Below are 19,758 nucleotides of genomic sequence, written 5' to 3'. Positions count from 1 at the left end.
CCGCCAAATCGCCTCGGAAATTCGACGCCGGGCAGCGGAGCGAGGGTTTGCCCCGATCAAAGGGGAGGTAGGAATGAACAAGGAGTCTACGAACGTAGACGCAATCAGTGCCGACTTATCCGAGAACGTGGTCATACAGAACGCCACCCTGCATCGAAAGATCAGTTGGACAGGCGCCTTCTGGGTGGCCAGCGGCGTTCCGGCGCTGGTGCTCTTCTCGATGGGCGCGATCTCGGCAACAGTCGGCAAGCCCGCCTGGCTTGTGTGGATCCTTTCCATCACATTCGGCTTCATTCAGGCATTTACTTACGCCGAAATCGCAGGATTGTTTCCTCACAAATCCGGCGGCGCGTCGGTCTATGGTGCCGTGGCATGGGTGCGCTACAGCAAATTCGTGGCCCCCGTCTCCGTGTGGTGCAACTGGTTCGCCTGGTCGCCTGTTCTCGCGATCGGATCGGGACTGGCGGCTGGCTACATCCTGAGCGTGCTCTTCCCGCCGGACGCTGTGATCAACACGTGGCAGATCACGCTTCTTGATCTCAGTGCGCTGAAATCCGGATTGCAGCTCCGCATCAACGCGACCTTCATCATCGGAGCCGCCTTGCTGCTCACGGTTTTCGCCATTCAGCATGGCGGAATTCTGCGCTCGGCACGAACGACCCTGATCCTCGGCCTCACGGGCCTCCTGCCTCTGATGCTGATCGGCGTGGTGCCGCTGCTCACCGGCGACATGGTCGCCTCGAACTTCTTCCCTCTCGCGCCGCTTGCCTACGATTCCGTCGGCAACGTCGTGGAAGGCCAGTGGAACATCGATGGATGGGCCCTGATGGCGGGCGGTCTCTTCATTGCCGCCTGGTCGACCTACGGCTTCGAGACCGCCGTCTGCTATACGCGCGAGTTCAAGGATCCGAAGAGAGACACGGTTCGGGCCATCTTCTATTCCGGCCTGCTCTGCATCGCCGTCTTCACCCTCGTGCCTCTCGCCTTCCAGGGACATCTGGGCCTCGGCCAGCTCGTGACCCCGGCCGTGACCGACGCCAACGGAAACGTCACCACGCCTGCCGTGTACGATGGCATGCTGGCGCCGGAAATCTACAGCGGCATGGGCGTTGCCAATGCGCTCGCGGGCATCCTCGGCGGCAGCGCGTTCGTCACCAACATTCTGGTGGTGATGCTCGTTCTCGCTCTGATGCTCTCCATCATGACGTCGATGGCCGGCTCGTCGCGCACGCTCTATCAGGGCTCCGTCGACGGTTGGCTGCCGCGCTACCTGTCTCACGTGAACGAGCACGGCGCACCCACCAGCGCCATGTGGACCGATCTCTGCTTCAACCTGATCCTGCTCCTGATGTCCGACTACGTGTTCGTGCTTGCGGCCTCGAACGTCGGCTACATCATGTTCAACTTCCTCAACCTCAACTCGGGCTGGATCCATCGCATGGACCGTCCGAATTGGAGCCGCCCCTACAAGGCCCCGACGATCCTGCTCGCGCTCGGCGCCATCCTTGGCTATCTCAACCTCACGTTCATGGGTCTGGGTGCCAACATCTGGGGTTCGGGAACCTTGATCACCGGCCTGCTGTTCGCGTCGCTGATCATCCCGGTGTTCCTGTATCGTCACTTCATCCAGGACAAAGGCGTGTTCCCCCAGGCGATGCTGGACGACATGCATCTCGCGGGCTCCGAAGCGGGCGTATCATCTCGCGCCGGCATCCTGCCCTACCTCACGCTGGCCGCAGGTGCCTTCGTGGTCTACTTCACCCACAGCCTGGTCTCGTGATCGCGGCCTGATCACAGAAGTCACGAGTACCGAGAGCAACAAAAAGAGCGGCGAGGATATCCTCGCCGCTCTTCCTTTTTTACCCCGCTTGAGAACTTCTGAACTGGCCTCAGGCCGCCAGCTGGCTGCGCAGCTCTTCCTCGATCTCGAAGATGTCGCCAACGATGCCGTACTTGGCGATGGTGAAGATCGAGGCGCCCGGATCAGTGTTGACCGCGATGATGGTCGGCACATGCTTCATGCCGGCCATATGCTGGATGGAGCCGGAAATGCCCATGGCGACGTAGAGCTTGCAGCTGCTGACAACCTTCCCCGACTGGCCGACCTGCCTGGACTTCGGCAGCCACCCGGCATCCGCAATCGGACGCGAGCAGCAGAGCGTCGCCCCGAGCGTATCGGCGAGTTCGCGGAAGCGCTCGACATTGTCTTCTTCGGCGATGCCACGTCCGATGGAGACAATGAACTCGACGCCCGTGATATCGACGTCCTCCGCCCCGCCAGCCTCTACGTATTCGAGCGCCTTGCTGCGCGATGCCTGGCCAGCGAGATCGATGGCGCCAAGAACCGGAGAGCTCGTGCCTTCCGCCGGCTTGAACACGCTACCGCGGAGCGTCAGCACCACGCAGGCCTTGCCGGGGAAATCGACCTCGACGTTGACCTTCTGATTGTATCCCGCGCGCGTGGCCACCAGATCCGCCCCGTCATACTCGACCTTGAAGACGTCCGTCGAGAAGCCGAAGTCACCCTTTCTGGCCAGCGTAGCCGCATAACCGAGCGAATCGACCGAATGCGCGAGAAGCACGACGGCCGGCGTCCTCGTTTCGATCAACTGCGAGACGGCGGCTTCGAACAGGTCGGGATCGAACTCGTCGCTCGCAACCTTCACCGTAACGACCTCGTCCACGCCTGCCACCGAAACGGCTGGCGCAAGCGCCTCGGCCTTGTTGCCGATGAGCGCGACCACCACCTTGTCGTCAGCCTGGCGCAGCTCCTGCGCGGCCGAGATCACCTCGAGCGATATCGGACGCAACTCGCCACGCCGATGCTCTGCCACAACCAAAATCGTCTTCATGCTCACGCTCCCCTGAATTCCTTGATGATCTCCACCAGCTTCGCGACCTGTGCGGCCGGCGTGCCTTCGATCATCTCCGCCCGGCCCTTGGCCGGCACGTACATCCGCCGCACGCGCGAGAGGGCGCGGCCGGCGCCAACATCGGCAGCCGTCAGTCCCAAATCCGAAAGCGCGAGGCTCTCGATCGGCTTGGCAGCCGCCTGCTTGATGCCCCGCAGCGACGCATAGCGCGGCTTGTTGATACCGAGCTGGATGGTGAGCACGGACGGGCACGCAATCTCGACGTTCTGCTGCAAGCCGCCCTCCAATTCGCGGCTCAGCACCGCCTTCGCGCTGCCGGGCGAATAGGTGAGCCCCGCTACGACGGCCGCGTGCGGCCAGTCCAGATGGGCGGCGGTCGAGATGCCGGTGGAAGCGTTTGCGTCGTCTGAAGACTGCACGCCCGCAAACACCATGCCCGCGTCTTCCTTCTTGGCGACGGCGGCCAGAATGCGGCCAACGGTTATGGAATCAGAGCCCTCCATCGCATCGTCCCACACCCGGATGGCGCGGTCGGCCCCCTTGGCGAGACATTTGCGCAGGCTTTCGTCGACGCGGTCCGGACCAACCGAGACCACGACCACCTCGACCGGGCTGTCCGACGATTCCTTGATCTTCATCGCCTCCTCGAGCGAGAAATCATCCCACTCGTTGAGGTCGTACAGCAGGAAGTCCTCCTCCACGTCGAGACCGTCGTCGCGGATCTTGAAATCCTCATCCAGCGCGGCGACCTGTTTCACCGCGACCATTATTTTCATGGCGCTCTCCTCTCCTTGACAAATTTTAGTGGGTTGCGGCACGCGAGGCGTGAAGCAGGCTGCATGAGCTTTCCTGCGAACCACCTGAAGAGGGAAAATCGAACCGACGGGTCCGGGTCCTCGTGCAGGTGCCACTTGTCCGCATCCTCCAGCACTTTGCTGTCCACCAGGAGCAGCCGGTGCAGGTAGTACGGATCTCTGAGCAGCGGCAGCAGCGTGCGGCGCGCAGCGCGCGGATTGAGAATGACGCCGCGGCGCACATCGGCATTCACGGACGCCGCCATCTGCCTCAACAATCGCTGGGGCGTCCGCGGATTGGCCGCGACGCCGCTCTGAACGTCGATATCGTCATCGTCCGCAAGGAACGTGAGAAGAGACGCCTTCACATTCTCTTGATACGCCACGGCAGCGCGCACCCATGCATTCGCGTCGTGCGCAAGCTCCTCGAGCAGCTCTTGCGAACAATTGGGGTTGCGCGCGGCCGCGCGCCGGACCTCGGGGTTTGCGTCGCGCGCGAGCATCTCGAGGCGGGAGAGCGGCAGCACGCGGCTCCGCGCCACCCACTGGCGGACCCAATGGTCCGCATCGTCTGCCAGAATGTCCAGAACCGACGCCGAAAGATCCTTGCGCATCGCAAGCGCACGCCGGACCGCGTCTGTCTTGTCCCGAGCCAGATGATCGATACAGCCCAGCGGCAGAAGCGGATTGCCCGCAACCGCGCGCCGGATTGCGCCATCTGCATCCCGGCTCATCCGCTCCAAGGCATCGGCGGAGACACGCTCGTTCCCGGCGAGATGACGCAGCACGACGGGATCGCTGTCTCCCTCGGCCAGACCGAGCACCTCGGGCGAGCAGCTCGAATGCGAGACCACGGCCGCCCGCACGAACGCATCCCCTCGCCGGTAGAGAGTTTCCAGCATCCGGGGCGAGGTCGCGGGATGGGTGGCCATCTCGCTGTCGAACGCACCGGGAAAGCGCCTTTCCACGACGGCAAGAACACGCCGCGGCGTCGCCGGATGCTTGCACACGGCACGCAGCACCGCGCGATCATGCTCCTGCTCGGCGATCCGTTCGAGCACGGCGGGTGGCGTATGGCGATGCCACGCGATGAGCGCAACGAGCGTCGCATCCCGCTCGTTCTGAAACAGCCGGCTCAGCGTCTGAGCCGCCGTCGCGGGATTCTTCTCGAGCCGCAGATGAACAGCCTCATCCTCGAGCCCCGAGAGAACCTGCAGCACGTTAGCCGGGGTATGCTCCCAGCGGGCCAGCGTCAGAACAGTGCGGCGGTCCCCGCACATCAGCGCTTCGATCTGCTCGCGATCCTCGCCCTCTGCGATCGCGTGAACGGCAGCGGCCGCGTAGACATCGCCTCCCGATAGCGCTTCGCGCACAAGGGCACCGGCGCTCGCCGGCGCTTTTTCACGCCGCAGGCGCGCAGGCTTCCGGATCGCCATCCTCAACACATTCATTGATCAGCTCAATCAGCTCGCGCACAACGAACTTGCCCTCGAACCCGCTGGTCTTGAGCGCGTCCTCGAACATCGTCAGATCCTTGGGACAGGAGACCACGAACACCTGCAGTCCCTCGATCGCGCCCGCTTCCCGCATACGGTTCTGCGAAGGCTTTTCGAGACCAGGCGTATCCGGGATCCAGATACGGCCGCCGCCGGCGCCGCAGCAGAACGAGTTATCTCGATTGCGCGCCATCTCCACCAGCTCGCAGCCCAGGAGATTCAGGATGTCACGCGGCGCGTCGTAACCTTTGTTGTAGCGGCCGAGATGGCAGGGATCATGGAAGGTCACACGGTAATTGACCTTCTTCTTGATCTTGAGCCGCCCGTCCTCGATCAGCTTCTTCACCAGCGTGGTGTAGTGCTGAATCTCGAAGTCGCCGTCGAAGTGCCTATACTCGTTGCGAATGGTGTTGAACGAATGCGGGTCCGTGGTCACGATCGACTTGAACTCGCACGCCTTCAGCGTGTTGATGTTCGATGTCGCGAGAACCTCGTAGAGGCCTTCCTCGCCCACACGCCGGACATCGTTGCCCGCGTTCATCTCCGCTTCGAACAGCAGTCCGAAATCAACCCCGGCCTTGTTCATCAGTCGCGCGAACGCCTGCGTTACTTTCTGGTTTCGCGGATCGAAGGAGGCGTAGTCGCCGACGAACCAGACGATATCCACCGGCTCCTTGCGCGCGTCCTTGATCTGGAACGGCAGCGCCTTGGTCCAGGCGGCGCGTTTGCGCTTCGATTCACCGAAAGAGTTGCCGCTCTTGTGGATGGTCTGCAGCGTCTTCTGGAGAATGGGCTCCATCTCGCCCTCCTCCACCAGCTTGCGGCGCATCTGCACGATGATCGGCACATGCTCCACCGCGACCGGGCAGATCTCGACGCAGGCGAGGCACGTCCGGCACGACCACAGCGTCTCCTGCAGGATCTGATCCGGACCCTTGCCGTGCACATCGAGCTCCGCCTCTGACGGCAGCTCCGACGCATTTAGCGTCTTGTTGGCGAATTCGCGCAGGGACAGGATCACGTCACGCGGCGAAAGCGGGGCGCCGATTGCATTGGCCGGGCAAGCCTCATGACAGCGGCCGCACTTCGTGCACGCGTCGAGATTCAGCAACTGCTTCCAGGTGAAGTCGGTGATCGTCTTGAAGCCCGCGCTCTCCTGCTCTTCAGGTATCCGCGGAAGCACGCGCCCCGCCATGGGATTGCGGAACATCAGCGACGCGGCGGCCGTGAAGATGTGCTTGACCTTGGTGAAGGGAATGAACGCGATGAAAGTCAGCGCCAGGATGCCGTGGAACCACCAGAGTGCCGGGCGCAGCGCACCCGCGCCCTCCGCTGTGAGACCCGCGACCTGCATGATGTGCGCGAGCACGGCACCGACCGGAGACCACCACCGGAAATCCCACACGGCGGGACGATCGGCGAGCCAGACCAGGCGTACCGCTTCCAGAACGAAGCCGGTAATTCCGATCAGGATGAGCGTCCACAGAAACGCCCAGTCCTCGCGGCGATAGAAGGTGCGGTCGTAGTCGGGATCTCCGGGCTTCCGGTCGGGGCGCGCGTAGTTGAGCTTCGGCAGCTTGAGCCACTTGCGCCGGTACATCATGTAGATGAGGCCGACGATCAGCCCCACGCCGGCAACATCCATCACCAGCGAGAACAGCAGGTAGAAATCGCCATACCAGAAGCGAACGCCGAGAAGCGGCGCGAGAATGTCGTATTCGAGCGTGATGGTAGAAGTGCCGATGAACAGCAGCACGAAGCCGAAGAAAATGACGGAATGCATTCTTCCGGCTGCGGGATCACGGCGCTTCAGCGTGCGGTGAGTGAACATGGTCTTCGCCATGTCCAGGAAACGCGCCCAAAGCTCGCCCCACGCCGCATCGGGCTTTCCGCGGCGATACTTGCGGATCTGCGTGTAGGTTCCGTAGAGGAACACGGCGATCGCCGCATAACCAACGGCGTAGAACAGATAGATGGTCTGCGGTCGAAAATCCTCGAAGAGTATTCGGGTTATGTCTCTTGGATCCACGGCAGCACCCACTTCGTCACGTTAGGCAATGAAAAATCGCGCGAGCCCGGATCGCCGCCATGCCTGCGCATGGCGGCGATCTCGCGCTGCTTGAGCTTCTGCTCGGTGCTTAGACTTTGTATTCGATCTTGAACTCGCCGCCAGGCATGTGCGCAGCACCCCAAACCGCGACCTCACGCTTGTACGGCAGCGGATACTGCGGCGTGGCGGCATCGATCTCGCGTGCGATGCGGTGTCCGCTGAACGTCGCGTCGGCGATCAGGCGCGGGATCTCGGCGTCACCGATCACATAGACGCCCTTGACGCCGTTCTGCGCCCACTCCGCTTCACGGGACTTCAGCTCGTTGTAGAGCGCGTTCTCGGAATGGCGGCCCGTGACCAGGACGAGCGAGTCGAACTCCACCCAGCGATGAGACTTGTTGGCGTCGCGCGGAGAAACGCCCGGCCCCCGGTAGCTGCGCTTCGAGCCGTCGCCCCAGATGTTGTAGACCTCAAGGCGGCCGCGCTCGACACGCGAGCAGAAGTGGTGCCCGATCTCCTTGACCCCCAGCTCATGCAGACGCCGCATCATGTTGGGATATTCGAGCGTGAAGTGCATGTAGTTGGCGAGATGCGTACCGGAGACGATGGTGACCTCGTGACCGGCCGTCGCCAGCTTCTCGGCGAGGCTCGGCGCCATGAAGTACGTATCGGAGGTGAGCAGCACCACGCGCTTGCCGATCGGCTTCTTGCCTTCGAGCACCTGCTCCGGCGTGAGCTGGTCGGGCAGGGACGCATCCACGCCGGGAATGGGCGCATGCGTGAGGCAGTTGGTGCCATCGGTGTTCCACGAGGAGCCGGTGGCGATGATCACCTTCTCCGCGCCGTACTGCAGAACCGCATCCGCCGTCATGGGTTTCTGGCCCAGCGCCAGCACGCAGTCCTTGTTCTTCTTGATCAGCTTTGCGATCTGGGTCTCGCGATAGTCGCGGTGATAGCCCCACTCACCGAGCCCCGGCAGCGTCACCACGCTGTTGAGGTGACCGCCGATCTTCTCGGCCTTGTCGTAGAGATGGACTGTATAGCCACGCTCCATCAGCACGCGCGCGGCTTCTGCACCCGACGGGCCTGCGCCCACCACCAGCACCGAATCCTTCGTCTGCGCCTTGGGGAACTTCTCCGGATGCCAGCCGCGGCGGTACTCTTCGCCCGCGGTCGCATTCTGCGTGCAGATCATGGGCGGTCCGCCGATCTCCCAGCGCGAAATGCAGACGTTGCAGCCGATGCACACGCGGATGTCGTCGTAACGGCCTTCCTCGATCTTTTTCGGCAGGAAGGGATCGGCGATAGACGGGCGCGCAGCGCCGATGATATCGGCAAAGCCCTTGGTGACGATCTCGGTCATCTTCTCGGGATCGGTGTAGCGCCCGACGCCCAGCACCGGCTTCTTCGAGACCTGCTTGACGAAGCGCGTCCAGGGAACCTGATGGCCTTGCTGGTAGAAGCGCGACGGTCCAGCGTCCTCGCCCCATTCGGCGATGTCGCCGACGTCGACATCCCAGAGATCAACCAGCGGATCGGCCATCTCGACGAACTTCATGCCGTCGACCTCGATCTCGATCTGGTCGGGACCGTAGATGGTGTCGACCGCGAAGCGGGTGGCGATCGCGCAATCGCTGCCGACGGCCTTGCGCACTTTCTCGAGTGTCTCGATCCAGAAGCGCGCGCGGTTCTCGAGGGAGCCGCCGTACTTGTCGGTGCGCTTGTTGTAGTAGGGATTGAGGAACTGCAGCGGCAGATAGGAGTGCGCGCCGTACACGTAAACGATGTCGAAACCGGCATCGCGGGCGCGGTAGGCGGCGTCCACATAATACTGCTGAACCATCGCGATTTCCGCGAGGTCCATCTCCTTGCAGTAGCTCAGCGTCTCGAACTCGGAGGCGTACTGGCTCGGGCCGCGCGGCGTGCAGCGGCTCTCGAGGCACGGCGCATGCGCGCCGCCGTACCACATCTCGATGCCGGCCAGCGCGCCGTACTTGTGAATTTCGTCCGTCATGGCGCGCAGATTGCGCACGTCGCCCTCATCCCAGATGCGGGCCGACAAACGCATCGTGTCGTCGGACTCCGGATGGATGGAGCAGTATTCCGTATTCATCGCAGCCCAGCCGCCCTCGCCCTTGAGCGAGCGGTGTGCCGCCTGGAAGCCCGGCTTGTCCGATCCCGCACCGATACAGTGAGGCACCTGGTAGAAGCGGTTACGCAACGTCTTGGGACCGATCTGAATCGGCTGAAATAGAATGTCGTGTTTGGGATCGCGGGCCATCTTATTCTCCGTCCGTCAGCAGCATTTCGCGCTTCCGAAATCTCAACATTTGGCGTGGCTCTCACAATTCTCCCTACGGGCTACCTCCAAAGGAGTAGCTGGCGTCTCAAAGGGCGAAAAACTGCCGATAAAATAAGGGTTTTCGCATCACCACCGAGGGATCTCCCAATAATTTTTGCACCTGCGAAATAGCTTTCGAAAGGCGCACGTGCATGCGAAAACTTCTCGGCTGCGCGCCCTCGAAAAAAGGACTCTGCACATGAGCGAAGAGGAAAACTTTCTGCGCCGCGCGATCGAGCTCGCGCACGAAAACAGCGCGAACGGCGGCCGCCCCTTTGGCGCAGTCGTGGTCAAGGACGGCAAGGTCGTCGCGACCGGCGTGAACGAGATCCTGAGCACCAACGACCCGACCTCACACGCGGAGCTCAACGCCATCCGCTCCGCCAGCCGGAAGCTCGGCTCCCCGAACCTCGCCGGATGCGTTGTCTATGCCAGCGGCCATCCCTGCCCGATGTGCATGGCGGCGATGCGGATGGCAGGCATCGGCGCAGTGGCCTACGCCTACTCCAACGAAGACGGCGCGCCTCACGGCCTCTCGACGGCGGCGATCTACGCCGAGATGGCCAAGCCCTTCTCAGAGCAGTCGATGAAAATCTCCCACATCCCGGTCCGTCTGGACTCGTGTCCTGACCTCTATGGCGACTGGAAACGGAGACAGGATGAGCGCGCCTGACGCAGGCCAGCAGGCTCACCCGGCGCGGGAAAGAGGCGGCAGAACGCCGAAGCAGCCCGGCTGCGAAAGCCAAGCTGCTTCGAGCCGGATGCGGCCTAGAAGCGCCAGTCCAGCCGGCCGCTTACACCGTGATCCTGCGTCTCGTCGGCGAACTCTCCATGGTAGGAGACACCGAGCGTCGCGTCGGGTCCGAGCACGATACCAAGCCCGGCGTCGAGCAGCGCGCTATCCTGCGCGATGGGCGTCCCCGCGATAGTGAAGCCCGGCCCTCCGGAGGCGAACGCCAGCGCCGTCACAGGCGTCACGTCATCGAAGGCGTGCTGCCAAGCAACCGAGATCCGCGGCAGCAAAAGCAGCCCGTTGGTGCGGATCTGCGTCTCCGCCCGCACACCCAGGGTCGAATACCCGGTGTCCTCGTTGCTGGAAGCCGCCGTGAGCGCCCCGAGCCCGCCCGTCTCGGCAAACCCATCGCTGTCGACATGCACCCACGCGAGGCCAGCGAAGGGCTCGAACGCAACGGAGCGGACTTGAAGCGGCAGAGCCACCTCCGCGAATATCTGCCCGGTATCGGCGTCGTAGGACGCCTCGACCCGGTTGGCGAAGCCCGGGAAGACGATGGCACGTTCCGTTTCGACGTCGTGCCACGTCCACGACGCTCCCGTGCGGAGCGCGAAGCCGCCGAGCTTGCCGCCCGCGTAGGCCGCGAGATGATAGCTCTCGATATCCGCCGAGCTGAGCCGCGCGGCGACATCCACGTTCGACTGCCCGTAGCCCGTCGCGAAACCGGCGCGCCAGCCGCCGCCCAACGCCGCGTCCATTCCCGAGACGAAACCGCCGACCGAGCGATCCACGCCAGCCGCGTTGCGGTCGCCGTCGAACTCACCCCACGAGCCGTAGGCCTGCGCCCAGAACGCGAGAGTGCTCGAGCGCGCGAGAGCGGGAGCTTCTTCGCCACGGCGGCCCGCGCCGAGCGCCATGCGCCCGGGCAGCGCATCGTCACGCGCGGCAACCGTCGTCGGCTGCCCAGAGCCCGCGCCGGATCCCGCCCCACTTCCCCGCACGGCCTGCCAGAGACGCGAGAAAAGCACGTCGCGAAGCTGCTTGCTATCCTGCAACAGCACACCGAGAACGCTGGCGTGCACCTCACCCGAAAACGCATCGAACGCCACGCGCGCCTCGTTCTCGGAGAGCGCCACGATCGCATCGTAAAGCGGGTGTCCCGGGCTCAGACCGTTCAGGAAAGCCGCGACCGCGCTCTGATTGGGCGTCAGCGCCACCTCGTCGATGCCGGTGTCGTTGCGCAGGAGCGTCAGCTCCACGTCATTGCCGTCGCCAGCCGCGTAATTCACGCTTGCGGTCAGGAAGGCGAGGTTGCTCGTCGTCGTCGAAAAGGTTCCCGTGACGGCATCCACGCCATCGTTGGCGATGATCACATAGCCGGTGGAGGGCGCATAGGTTCCGGCTTCCGCCAGCACGCGCAGGATCGACCCCGTGAGATCTACAGTCCCGTTGACGACGACCTGATCGCTCTGCCCCGCTGCGTTGGCCTCGATCTCGAGGATCGAGCCTGCCTGCAACGTGTAGGCGCCCGTCACCGTCTGTGTTCCGATAGAGTTTCCTGGCGCGTGAACGCCGCCGGAGCCCACCGTCACGCTCTCGAGCAAGCCCGTGCCCTTGAGCGTGCCGCCGTTGCCGACACTCGTATCGCCCACAATCGATCCGTTGACCGAGAGCACGCCCCCCGTGATCGAGGTGCCGCCCGTATAGGTGTTGGTGCCGGTCAGGATCACCGTGCCGTCGCCGTCCTTGATCACCGAGCCGTCGCCCGTGATCACCGTGTCGACGGTCACGTCCACGCCGTCCGCCTGATCGAACGTCAGGCTTCCCGCGCCGTTGATCGCGATGTCACCCTCAAGTCCCGTAGTTGCGGCCTCGAAAGTGAGCGCGTTCGCGCCCCCGGTGAACGTGATGGCGTTCGCACGAACGCCGCTGCCCGAAAGACCGCCCGAGATCGTCCCGGCATTGATGATCGTGAGATCGGAGCCCGAGATGCCGGCGCCGCCATTGCCGTTTTCGCCCTCAATGCCGTTGACGCTGGCGCCCCCCAAGCCGCCGGTGCCACCCGTCACCTGCCCCTCGACGCGAACGGTCACGCCACTGCCCGCGACACCCGCGCCGCCGTCGCCGCCGCGCCCGCCATGCACGCTCGGGCTCGAGCCATTGGCAACGCCACCGGTACCGCCTTCGCCGCCCGTAATGGAGCCCGAGCCGGTGAACACCGCACCCGGATCGGCGAAGAACAATCCCACGCCGCCATCGCCGCCGCTGCCGCCGGAGAACGAGAAGAACGCCGAGCTTCCGCCGTCGCCTCCCCGGCCGCCTGTGAGGTTTATCGCGCTGTCGAGTGTCGGCGTCCCCGTCAGCACGGCGCCGTATCCACCCGCGCCACCGCCGCCGCCACTGCCTGGAGCGGACGCATTGAGACTATCGCCGCCATTGCCGCCGCGGCCGCCGACGAGATCGACCGTGCCCAGGACGCCGGTGAAGCCGTTCCCATGGAAGCCGCCACCGCCGCCGCCGCCGCCACCTGCATAGTTGGGACTGACGCCGTCCTCGCCGTCCGGGCTGACCGCCGTGCCGCCGGCACCGCCCAAGCCAGGAACCGAGCACAACATCGGCGCGCAGGTAAAGATGTCGCCAAGTCCGCCGACGCCACCGCCGGCACCACCGCCGCCGCCGCCGAAGTAGGGAGATCCCGCGCTCCCATCCTCGCCGGCGTCGCCCATATAGCCCGTACCGCCGTCGACGCCCTCTTGATGGCCGCCGAAGCCGGCATAGCCACCGCCCTTGCCGCCATCCGAAAGGCCGGAAACCGGCGCGGGCGGAGCTGCGAGCGCTGCACTCGCAGCGCCGACCAGCATTGTGGTGCAAAGAAGGGCGCGCGCCATCGCGGCACCCGATGCGCGAGATACAGCGTCCCGTACCATTCCGCCGAGGACGCCCCGCCCCGTGTCCTGCTCAGGCGACGTCTCACAGGCGCACGCGCACCTGTCGATCACGTCTGCGTAGGCAGACCCAACCGCAGATGGCGCGCACACCTTGTGCAGCGGCCAGGCGACCGAACGTCCAGCATGCGCAGCGAGATAATCTTCGACCGCGTCCACCGAAGGCGTCATCGGATCGACGAAGCAGGCTTGCTCCGAGAACAGCTCACGATGCACGGGTAGGTCGGAGAGGATCAACGACGTGCCGTGGCTCGCGGCCTCCGCCGCCGACATGTTGAAGCCTTCGAAGCGCGACAGCGTGACGAAAGCACGCGCGCGCCGGTAGAGCCCGTCCAGCTCCTTGCGAGGCACATAGCCGAGATGGCGGACGCGTGCCGCCACGCTCGCCGGAAGATGAGCGAGGTGCGAGGCGAAGGCCTCCCCGCCGTGGCCGGTGACCACCAGGTTCAACTCGGGCGATCTTTCCGCGAGCTTGGCGAACAGCGCCAGCAGGCCCGAGAAATTCTTATGCGGATGATTATGGATCGACGCCAGCAGGAACGGCGCGCCGTCATCCAGAGTGGTCGAGGCGGCGCGATCGATCTCGATCGGATTGTAGATCACAGTATGACGGCGCGGGACCCCGAAACGCTGCGTGTACTGCTGCTCGGCAGCATGGCTGATGAAGACGACGTGATCGGCATTCTCCCGCGTCCGGGCAAAGGCGCGCTCGAGCCAGCGCAGCCTCGCTTCACTGTAGAGCTCGGGAAGGAATGCAAACTGGACGTCGTGAATGACGTTGATGATCGTGGGACCATGCCCATCGGCGCGCCGCGCAATCGGCGAATGGAAATTCGGGAAGAAGAACGTGGAATGAGGATCGACCCGCGCCAGAACTTCGGCAACACGCCGCTCGCGATCGAGATAGGGCATCGTCGCATCGGGGGCGCCGAAGCGCTGCGCTGCCTCCCGTGCGGAAATGAGCCGCTTGCCGTAGCGCTTCTTCAACTGACGGAAGAGAAGCTCGGAGAATTCGACGACGCCGCCGATTGCCGGATAGTCGTGAACGACATCGAAGTAATAGATCGGACGGCGCGAAGCCTTACGCAAAACCTTGCTCTCGGCCGCCTCGGAGGCGTGAGAAGTCGACGGCATGATCTCTCTTTTTCCTGGAACGCGTCTGCACAGGTTTCATCCCTAAACGGCAAAAGAATCACCGAACTGAAACAGGATAACGTAAAAGCTCACCATTCGAGCAAAGCTCAGAGCGCGGACATTAAGGCGGGCGCGAAGAAGCTGGCGCGATGAGATCGTGATCGCAACGCGCCCCGCGATTGCGATCACCGATCTGAGCTTGAGACGCACGCGAAGCAGCCCACCTATCCACAACAGTGCGCAGCAGCCCGCGTGGATGCCGCAAGAAAATTGCGCCAGACGATCGCGCACCAATGCATGCGCATAGCGCTCGCGCTTCAAGGCGTTAATCAAGGAACCTCGCCGCCCTTGCCCGTGATGCCCGCGCATCACACGTCGCGTTGTCATGTGTCTGTCGCCGAACGGTAACCGGGCCGTCGCACACCGCTGATAGCCAAATGCGGATGTGCGGCGTCTCGAGTGCCGCGAGCGTGCGCCGGGGGGCGCGAGGCATGAACGGTCAGCAGGGATACGCGAACGCTTCACCGGACACTGTCGTGCTCGGCATGCGGAAGCGAGCGTCCCGAAGCCTGAGCGAGCGATCCACCACCGCTTTTCTCGCCGTTGTCGGCGTGATCGCTGCGCTTCGCCTGCTCGCCCTCGCGTTCAATCGCACAGACCTCTACATGGACGAGGCCCAGTACTGGGCGTGGTCTCTCGAACCGGCGCTCGGCTACTTCTCGAAGCCGCCGCTCATCGCCTGGATCATTCATGGCGCGACCACGGTCTGCGGAGAGACGGAAGCCTGCGTCCGCCTTCCCGCGATCGCCCTCCACCTTCTCACGGCGCTCCTCGTCTACGCCATCGGCTGGCGCCTGTACGACAAGACGGTCGCCTTCTGGGCTGGCCTCGGATACGCGCTTCTCCCCGCGGTCTCCCTTTCGAGCGGCATCATCTCGACCGACGTGCCGCTACTCGCGGCCTGGGCACTCGCCCTGTTCGCATTCGCTGGCATGTTGAATGGACCGAGCCTGGCAAACGCCCTGCTGCTCGCGCTCGCATTGGGCCTCGGGCTCAATGCCAAATACGCAATGGCCTACTTCGCCGCCTCCGCCGCGCTCTACCTTGTGATCGCACCGGAAAGCCGCGGACTGCTGCGCAGCCCTCATCTCTGGATGGCGCTTGCAGGCGGTCTAGCGCTCATCGCGCCGAACGTTCTCTGGAACGCCACGAACGGTTTCGTCACCTTCGCCCACACCGCCGACAACGCGAACTGGCGCGGCATCCCGTTCCATCCCGGCAAGGCTGCGGAATTCCTGCTCGCCCAGTTTGGGGTGTTCGGACCTGTCTTGTTCGGCGCGTTCCTCGTCATCGTCTGGCGCGCGGTAAGAAAGCCCAGCGTGGCCGGCCCCTCGGACAAGCTCCTGCTCGCCTTCTCGGTCCCGATCCTCGCGGCCGTTACACTGCAGGCCTTGATCTCGCGCGCCCACGCCAATTGGGCGGCACCCGCCTACATCGCCGCCATCGCGCTTGTCACCGCTGTGATGATCCGCGACCGCGAATGGACGTGGATGCGCGCCTCGTTCGCGATCAACGGCGCTGTCGCACTTTTTCTGGCCCTCGCCACATGGCAAGCCGGCCACCTCGCTCTCCCCATCGTCGGCGATCCCTTCGCCCGCACCCTCGGAAATCGCGAGCTGGCCACGGCGGTGGAGGCCGAACTCGCTAGAGCCGCGAATGAAGGCAAGCCGATCGGATCGGTGCTGACGGATGATCGCGAGTATGCGGCGGCCCTCGCCTACTACGGGCGCGGCATCACGGTGCCCATCCTCTCCTGGCGCGACGGCGCATCGCCCCGCAGCCACTTCGAGATCAAGAGCCCCTTCACCGCCGCGGCCCCGGCGCCCGTTCTGCTCGTCACGCCGCGGCTGGCCTCTCCCGTGACGAGACGCTTCGCCTCCGCGACGCCGGTCACTATGCGCGAGATACCCGCGGGCCGGCACACCACACGAACCGTCCACTTTTCGACCCTCGATGGTTATCAACACAGGTGACGCATGGCATCCGTCGACCCTTACACACCCGAAGAGACGAAGTTCCGGCGCGAGTTCCTGATCGGCGCAGCCATGCTCGCCATACCGCTCGGCGCGGTGCTGATCTCCGCTCCCGAGATCGATCTGTCCATCTCTGGCGCAGCCTGGGAGGCCTGCCCGGCCGCAGCCGCCGGAAAACCCTGGTGCGCCACCTGGGCTGTCACCCTGGCCCGCCAGCTGTTCATGGTTCTCTTCGCGCTCGTCGCTCTCGCCACCCTGGCCGTCACCGCGCGCGTAATCATCACCCGTCGCAAGTGGTTCGGGTCCGAGCAGGCGCGTTGCTGGTTCATGATCGCGGTTCTGTTCGTCGGCCCCGGCGTCGTCGCCAATCTGATCTTCAAGGACAACCTGGGTCGCGCACGTCCGCGCGACGTCATCGAGTTCGGCGGCAGCAAGGCGTTCACGCCGCCCCTCGTGCCGTCCCGCGAATGCCCGAGAAACTGCTCGTTCGTGAGCGGCGAGGCTTCGTCCATCTACGCGGCCTTCTTCGCGCTCGCGCTCCTGTTGCCGCAATACCGGATGGCCCTGCTTGCCGGGGGCATCGCCGCCGGCACATTGGCGGGAGCCGTCCGCATCATTCAAGGCGCACACTTCCTGAGTGATGTCGTCTTCGCCGGCGTCTTCATGGCCATCACCGTGAGTCTCCTCCACATCGCCTTCATCGGCCTTTGGCGCGATCCGCGGCGAACCTGGACCCTGATCACAGCCCCGCTCATTCCGCTCCTTCGCGCAGGCACGGATACGCTCGCAAAGGTGCGCGGATGAGCGAGACCCCACGCTACGGGATCTCGGTCGTCATCCCGGCTCTCAATGAAGCAGGCAACATCGGCGCGCTTATCCGCGAAACCCTAGCCTCGGTTCCGGCCGACATGCTCCGCGAGATCATCGTGGTAGACGACGGCAGCGACGACGACACCCCGCGCGAGGTGCAAGCGCTGCTGGCTTCCGTCCCGCAACTTCGGTTCATCCGCCACACGCACCGCGCCGGACAGAGCGCCGCCGTTCGAACAGGCGTGCGCGCAGCGACTGCCGCCCTCATCGCCACCATGGACGGAGACGGCCAGAACGATCCGCGCGACATCGCAAGCCTCGCAGCGCTCATTCAAGGCACCGGGCCGACGAACGTATCGCTTGCAGGCGGCGTCCGCGTAAACCGCCGGGCGGACTCCTCGAAGCGCTTTGCCTCCAAGTTCGCCAACTGGCTGCGCGACGCCCTCCTCGCCGACCGCTGCCCCGATACCGGATGCGGAATAAAGGTGTTCCACCGCGAGGTGTTTCTAGACCTGCCCTATTTCTCCGGCATGCATCGCTATCTGCCAGCGCTCTTCCAGGCTTACGGACACGCAGCCGTCTATCATCCGGTGAACGACCGCCCGCGCCGCGCCGGCACCTCGAAGTACACGAACTTCGGACGCGCCCTGATCGGCATTTACGACCTCGTCGGCGTTCGCTGGCTCATCAAGCGCACCATGTTGCCCGGCGCTCCCCTTTCGCCGCGCGCGCCGCAGGCCAACGGCCAAACAGCGCTCGCGTCTCCCCTTCCCCTATCGAAAAGCTCGTCGCCAGGAGAGGAACGGCTGTGGCTGCAAAACTGATCGCGTGGTGGAACGCACTCACACCCGCAGAGTTTCTATGGCTCTCGGTGGGCCTCGTCGGGCAAGTGCTCTTCTCCGCCCGCTGGCTGATCCAATGGTTCGTCACGGAGAAGTCGCGCCGCTCCACCATGCCCGAGACGTTCTGGTACCTGAGCCTCCTTGGGGGCCTTCTGGTGTTCGCCTACGGCCTGCACCGCCTCGATCCGGTGATCATTCTCGGCCAGTTCGGCGTGCTCATCTACGCCCGAAATCTTTTCTTCATCCGCAAGGAAAAGATGGAGGGGGCGTCACCCGCTCCCGCGCCTGCGGGCAGATAGTCCGGCGACGCACTGTCATTCACCCGTCACAGATCTCGCCGAAACATGCGAGGGCGAAGCACAACCGCGGACGTCTCGAACCGTAGATCGAGCCGCGCAGCCAGGTGAAAGCGATGAAAAAGGAAGACGCGATCTCCGCCAGAGTGAAGGCGGAAATGCTGGACAGCTTCGACGAAGAGCTCGAGCTGGAGCTGGACGACGAGCGCCTGACCGGCCCGCAAGATATCGACAGCGAGCAAGCCGAGGAAGGCGGCCTTCCCCGCAGGGCTTACTTCAAGGAGCTGTTCAGGCTGCAGCGCGAGCTGGTGAAGCTGCAGGACTGGGTGGTACGCGAGAAGCTCAAGGTCGTCGTCATTTTCGAAGGCCGCGACGCGGCCGGCAAAGGTGGCGTCATCAAGCGCATCACCCAGCGGCTCAACCCGCGCGTCTGTCGCGTGGCGGCCCTTCCCGCACCCAGCGAGCGCGAGCGCAGTCAATGGTATTTCCAGCGTTACGTCGCCCACCTTCCGGCGGGGGGCGAGATCGTGCTGTTCGACCGTAGCTGGTACAATCGCGCGGGCGTCGAGCGCGTCATGGGTTTCTGCTCCGAGCCGGATGTCGAGGAGTTCTTCCGCTCCGCTCCCGAGTTCGAGCGCATGCTCGTCCGCTCGGGCATCAAGCTCATCAAGTATTGGTTCTCCATCAGCGACGACGAGCAGAACTTCCGCTTCAGCATGCGTATCAACGATCCCCTGAAGCAGTGGAAACTCTCGCCCATGGACCTCGAATCCCGGCGCCGCTGGGAGGCGTACACGAAAGCCAAGGAAGCGATGCTGGAACGAACCCACATCCCCGAGGCACCGTGGTGGATCGTGGAAGCGGACAACAAGAAGCGCGCACGCCTCAACTGCATCAGCCACTTCCTGGCCCAGATCCCCTACCAGGAGGTCCCCCGCGCGGACGTCACGCTGCCGGAGCGTGTCCATAACCCGGACTACTCCCGTACCCCGGTGCCGGACGAATTGTACGTACCGGACATCTACGAAAACGACTGATCCTGAACGAGAACGGGCACTTGGGCGAGGATTGCGGCAGGCCGCCTGCCGCAATCCTCGCCGGCCCGCCGCACGCAGGCGTGGCTTTCGGTAACCGTATGAGATAAAAGCCCGCCGATTCAATGTCTTGAAATCTTGTAAGTCCAGACATCGGACGATACCGTGCGCCTCACGTCCAGAGGTCAGCACATGCATAAGATTGTCCCGGTCATCCTGTCAGGCGGCTCGGGAACCCGGCTCTGGCCCCTCTCGCGGGCCATGTATCCGAAGCAGTTCGTCAGCGGTTTGAACGGAGAGAAGGCGAGCCTGCTCTCCGCCACCCTCGCGCGCCTCGCGCCGCAGAATGGCTTCGCTGCCCCCATCGTCGTCTGCAA

General features: G+C 64.1%; 15 protein-coding genes. 8 read left to right on the top strand and 7 right to left on the bottom strand.

The genetic code is table 11. The features are described 5' to 3' along the window. Positions 1-73: 73 nt before the first annotated feature. Positions 74-1,780, top strand: coding sequence for an APC family permease (locus tag F812_RS0116580; protein ID WP_020087110.1), 1,707 nt, complete (start codon positions 74-76; stop codon positions 1,778-1,780). A gap of 109 nt (positions 1,781-1,889) precedes the next feature. On the opposite strand, the gene F812_RS0116575 is transcribed toward F812_RS0116580, so the two are convergent. From F812_RS0116575 to F812_RS0116555, 5 genes are all read right to left on the bottom strand, one after another. After that, the gene (locus F812_RS0116575) at positions 1,890-2,852 is read right to left on the bottom strand and encodes an electron transfer flavoprotein subunit alpha/FixB family protein (protein WP_020087109.1); all 963 of its coding nucleotides are present in this window, start codon (positions 2,850-2,852) and stop codon (positions 1,890-1,892) included. Positions 2,853-2,854: 2 nt separating this feature from the next. After that, positions 2,855-3,649, bottom strand: a complete 795-nt coding sequence (locus tag F812_RS0116570) for an electron transfer flavoprotein subunit beta/FixA family protein (RefSeq protein WP_026868208.1) — start codon at positions 3,647-3,649, stop codon at positions 2,855-2,857. Then, positions 3,646-5,118: a hypothetical protein gene (locus tag F812_RS24330; RefSeq protein WP_156827489.1), complete on the bottom strand. Its 1,473-nt coding sequence runs from the start codon at positions 5,116-5,118 to the stop codon at positions 3,646-3,648. The genes F812_RS0116570 and F812_RS24330 overlap by 4 nt, the downstream gene beginning before the upstream one ends. Further along, positions 5,069-7,192 carry a heterodisulfide reductase-related iron-sulfur binding cluster gene (locus tag F812_RS0116560; RefSeq protein WP_020087106.1) on the bottom strand — a complete coding sequence of 708 codons (2,124 nt, stop codon included), beginning with the start codon at positions 7,190-7,192 and terminating at the stop codon, positions 5,069-5,071. The genes F812_RS24330 and F812_RS0116560 overlap by 50 nt, the downstream gene beginning before the upstream one ends. A gap of 109 nt (positions 7,193-7,301) precedes the next feature. Further along, the gene (locus F812_RS0116555) at positions 7,302-9,494 is read right to left on the bottom strand and encodes an oxidoreductase (protein ID WP_020087105.1); all 2,193 of its coding nucleotides are present in this window, start codon (positions 9,492-9,494) and stop codon (positions 7,302-7,304) included. A 259-nt stretch (positions 9,495-9,753) separates the two neighbouring features. Between F812_RS0116555 and F812_RS0116550 the strand changes: the two genes are divergently transcribed. Beyond that, positions 9,754-10,227 carry a nucleoside deaminase gene (locus F812_RS0116550; RefSeq protein WP_020087104.1) on the top strand — a complete coding sequence of 158 codons (474 nt, stop codon included), beginning with the start codon at positions 9,754-9,756 and terminating at the stop codon, positions 10,225-10,227. A 95-nt stretch (positions 10,228-10,322) separates the two neighbouring features. Here the strand turns inward: F812_RS0116550 and F812_RS25640 are convergent, their stop codons facing one another. Together F812_RS25640 and F812_RS0116540 are read right to left on the bottom strand one after the other, a co-directional pair. After that, the gene (locus F812_RS25640) at positions 10,323-14,366 is read right to left on the bottom strand and encodes an autotransporter domain-containing protein (RefSeq protein WP_051113861.1); all 4,044 of its coding nucleotides are present in this window, start codon (positions 14,364-14,366) and stop codon (positions 10,323-10,325) included. Positions 14,367-14,408: 42 nt separating this feature from the next. Continuing rightward, entirely contained in the window at positions 14,409-14,753 is a 345-nt protein-coding gene (locus F812_RS0116540) for a hypothetical protein (RefSeq protein WP_156827488.1), read from the bottom strand. Between the two features lie 104 nt (positions 14,754-14,857). Here F812_RS0116540 and F812_RS24315 point away from each other — a divergent pair, with 104 nt between their 5' ends. From F812_RS24315 to F812_RS26145, 6 genes are all read left to right on the top strand, one after another. Next, a complete protein-coding gene (locus F812_RS24315) occupies positions 14,858-16,399 on the top strand; it encodes an ArnT family glycosyltransferase (RefSeq protein ID WP_020087102.1) in 1,542 nt (513 codons plus the stop codon). A gap of 3 nt (positions 16,400-16,402) precedes the next feature. Beyond that, the gene (locus F812_RS25635; protein ID WP_020087101.1) at positions 16,403-17,203 is read left to right on the top strand and encodes a phosphatase PAP2 family protein; all 801 of its coding nucleotides are present in this window, start codon (positions 16,403-16,405) and stop codon (positions 17,201-17,203) included. Continuing rightward, positions 17,200-18,033: a glycosyltransferase family 2 protein gene (locus tag F812_RS0116525; RefSeq protein ID WP_020087100.1), complete on the top strand. Its 834-nt coding sequence runs from the start codon at positions 17,200-17,202 to the stop codon at positions 18,031-18,033. Before F812_RS25635 ends, F812_RS0116525 begins: the two co-directional genes overlap by 4 nt. Beyond that, positions 18,018-18,350: a lipid-A-disaccharide synthase N-terminal domain-containing protein gene (locus tag F812_RS0116520; protein ID WP_020087099.1), complete on the top strand. Its 333-nt coding sequence runs from the start codon at positions 18,018-18,020 to the stop codon at positions 18,348-18,350. The genes F812_RS0116525 and F812_RS0116520 overlap by 16 nt, the downstream gene beginning before the upstream one ends. Before the next feature lie 113 nt (positions 18,351-18,463). Next, complete coding sequence (gene ppk2 / locus F812_RS0116515) at positions 18,464-19,384, top strand: polyphosphate kinase 2 (protein WP_020087098.1); 921 nt, start codon at positions 18,464-18,466, stop codon at positions 19,382-19,384. 189 nt (positions 19,385-19,573) lie between these two features. Continuing rightward, on the top strand, positions 19,574-19,758 hold a 185-nt coding region (locus tag F812_RS26145), incomplete at its 3' end, for a sugar phosphate nucleotidyltransferase (RefSeq protein ID WP_245257698.1).

Origin of the sequence: Hyphomicrobium zavarzinii ATCC 27496 (assembly GCF_000383415.1) — a bacterium.
Lineage (GTDB): Bacteria > Pseudomonadota > Alphaproteobacteria > Rhizobiales > Hyphomicrobiaceae > Hyphomicrobium_C > Hyphomicrobium_C zavarzinii.
Note: the sequence above shows the minus strand (reverse complement) of the source record. Positions and strands in the feature narration are given on the sequence as shown.

What these genes read in the sequence shown, in the direction of transcription:
- F812_RS0116580 (WP_020087110.1), top strand. Translation starts at nt 74, where the DNA reads ATGAACAAGGAGTCTACGAACGTAGACGCAATCAGTGCCGACTTATCC.
- F812_RS0116575 (WP_020087109.1), bottom strand. Translation starts at nt 2,852, where the DNA reads ATGAAGACGATTTTGGTTGTGGCAGAGCATCGGCGTGGCGAGTTGCGT.
- F812_RS0116570 (WP_026868208.1), bottom strand. Translation starts at nt 3,649, where the DNA reads ATGAAAATAATGGTCGCGGTGAAACAGGTCGCCGCGCTGGATGAGGAT.
- F812_RS24330 (WP_156827489.1), bottom strand. Translation starts at nt 5,118, where the DNA reads ATGAATGTGTTGAGGATGGCGATCCGGAAGCCTGCGCGCCTGCGGCGT.
- F812_RS0116555 (WP_020087105.1), bottom strand. Translation starts at nt 9,494, where the DNA reads ATGGCCCGCGATCCCAAACACGACATTCTATTTCAGCCGATTCAGATC.
- F812_RS0116550 (WP_020087104.1), top strand. Translation starts at nt 9,754, where the DNA reads ATGAGCGAAGAGGAAAACTTTCTGCGCCGCGCGATCGAGCTCGCGCAC.
- F812_RS25640 (WP_051113861.1), bottom strand. Translation starts at nt 14,366, where the DNA reads ATGCCGTCGACTTCTCACGCCTCCGAGGCGGCCGAGAGCAAGGTTTTG.
- F812_RS0116540 (WP_156827488.1), bottom strand. Translation starts at nt 14,753, where the DNA reads ATGACAACGCGACGTGTGATGCGCGGGCATCACGGGCAAGGGCGGCGA.
- F812_RS24315 (WP_020087102.1), top strand. Translation starts at nt 14,858, where the DNA reads ATGAACGGTCAGCAGGGATACGCGAACGCTTCACCGGACACTGTCGTG.
- F812_RS25635 (WP_020087101.1), top strand. Translation starts at nt 16,403, where the DNA reads ATGGCATCCGTCGACCCTTACACACCCGAAGAGACGAAGTTCCGGCGC.
- F812_RS0116525 (WP_020087100.1), top strand. Translation starts at nt 17,200, where the DNA reads ATGAGCGAGACCCCACGCTACGGGATCTCGGTCGTCATCCCGGCTCTC.
- ppk2 (WP_020087098.1), top strand. Translation starts at nt 18,464, where the DNA reads ATGAAAAAGGAAGACGCGATCTCCGCCAGAGTGAAGGCGGAAATGCTG.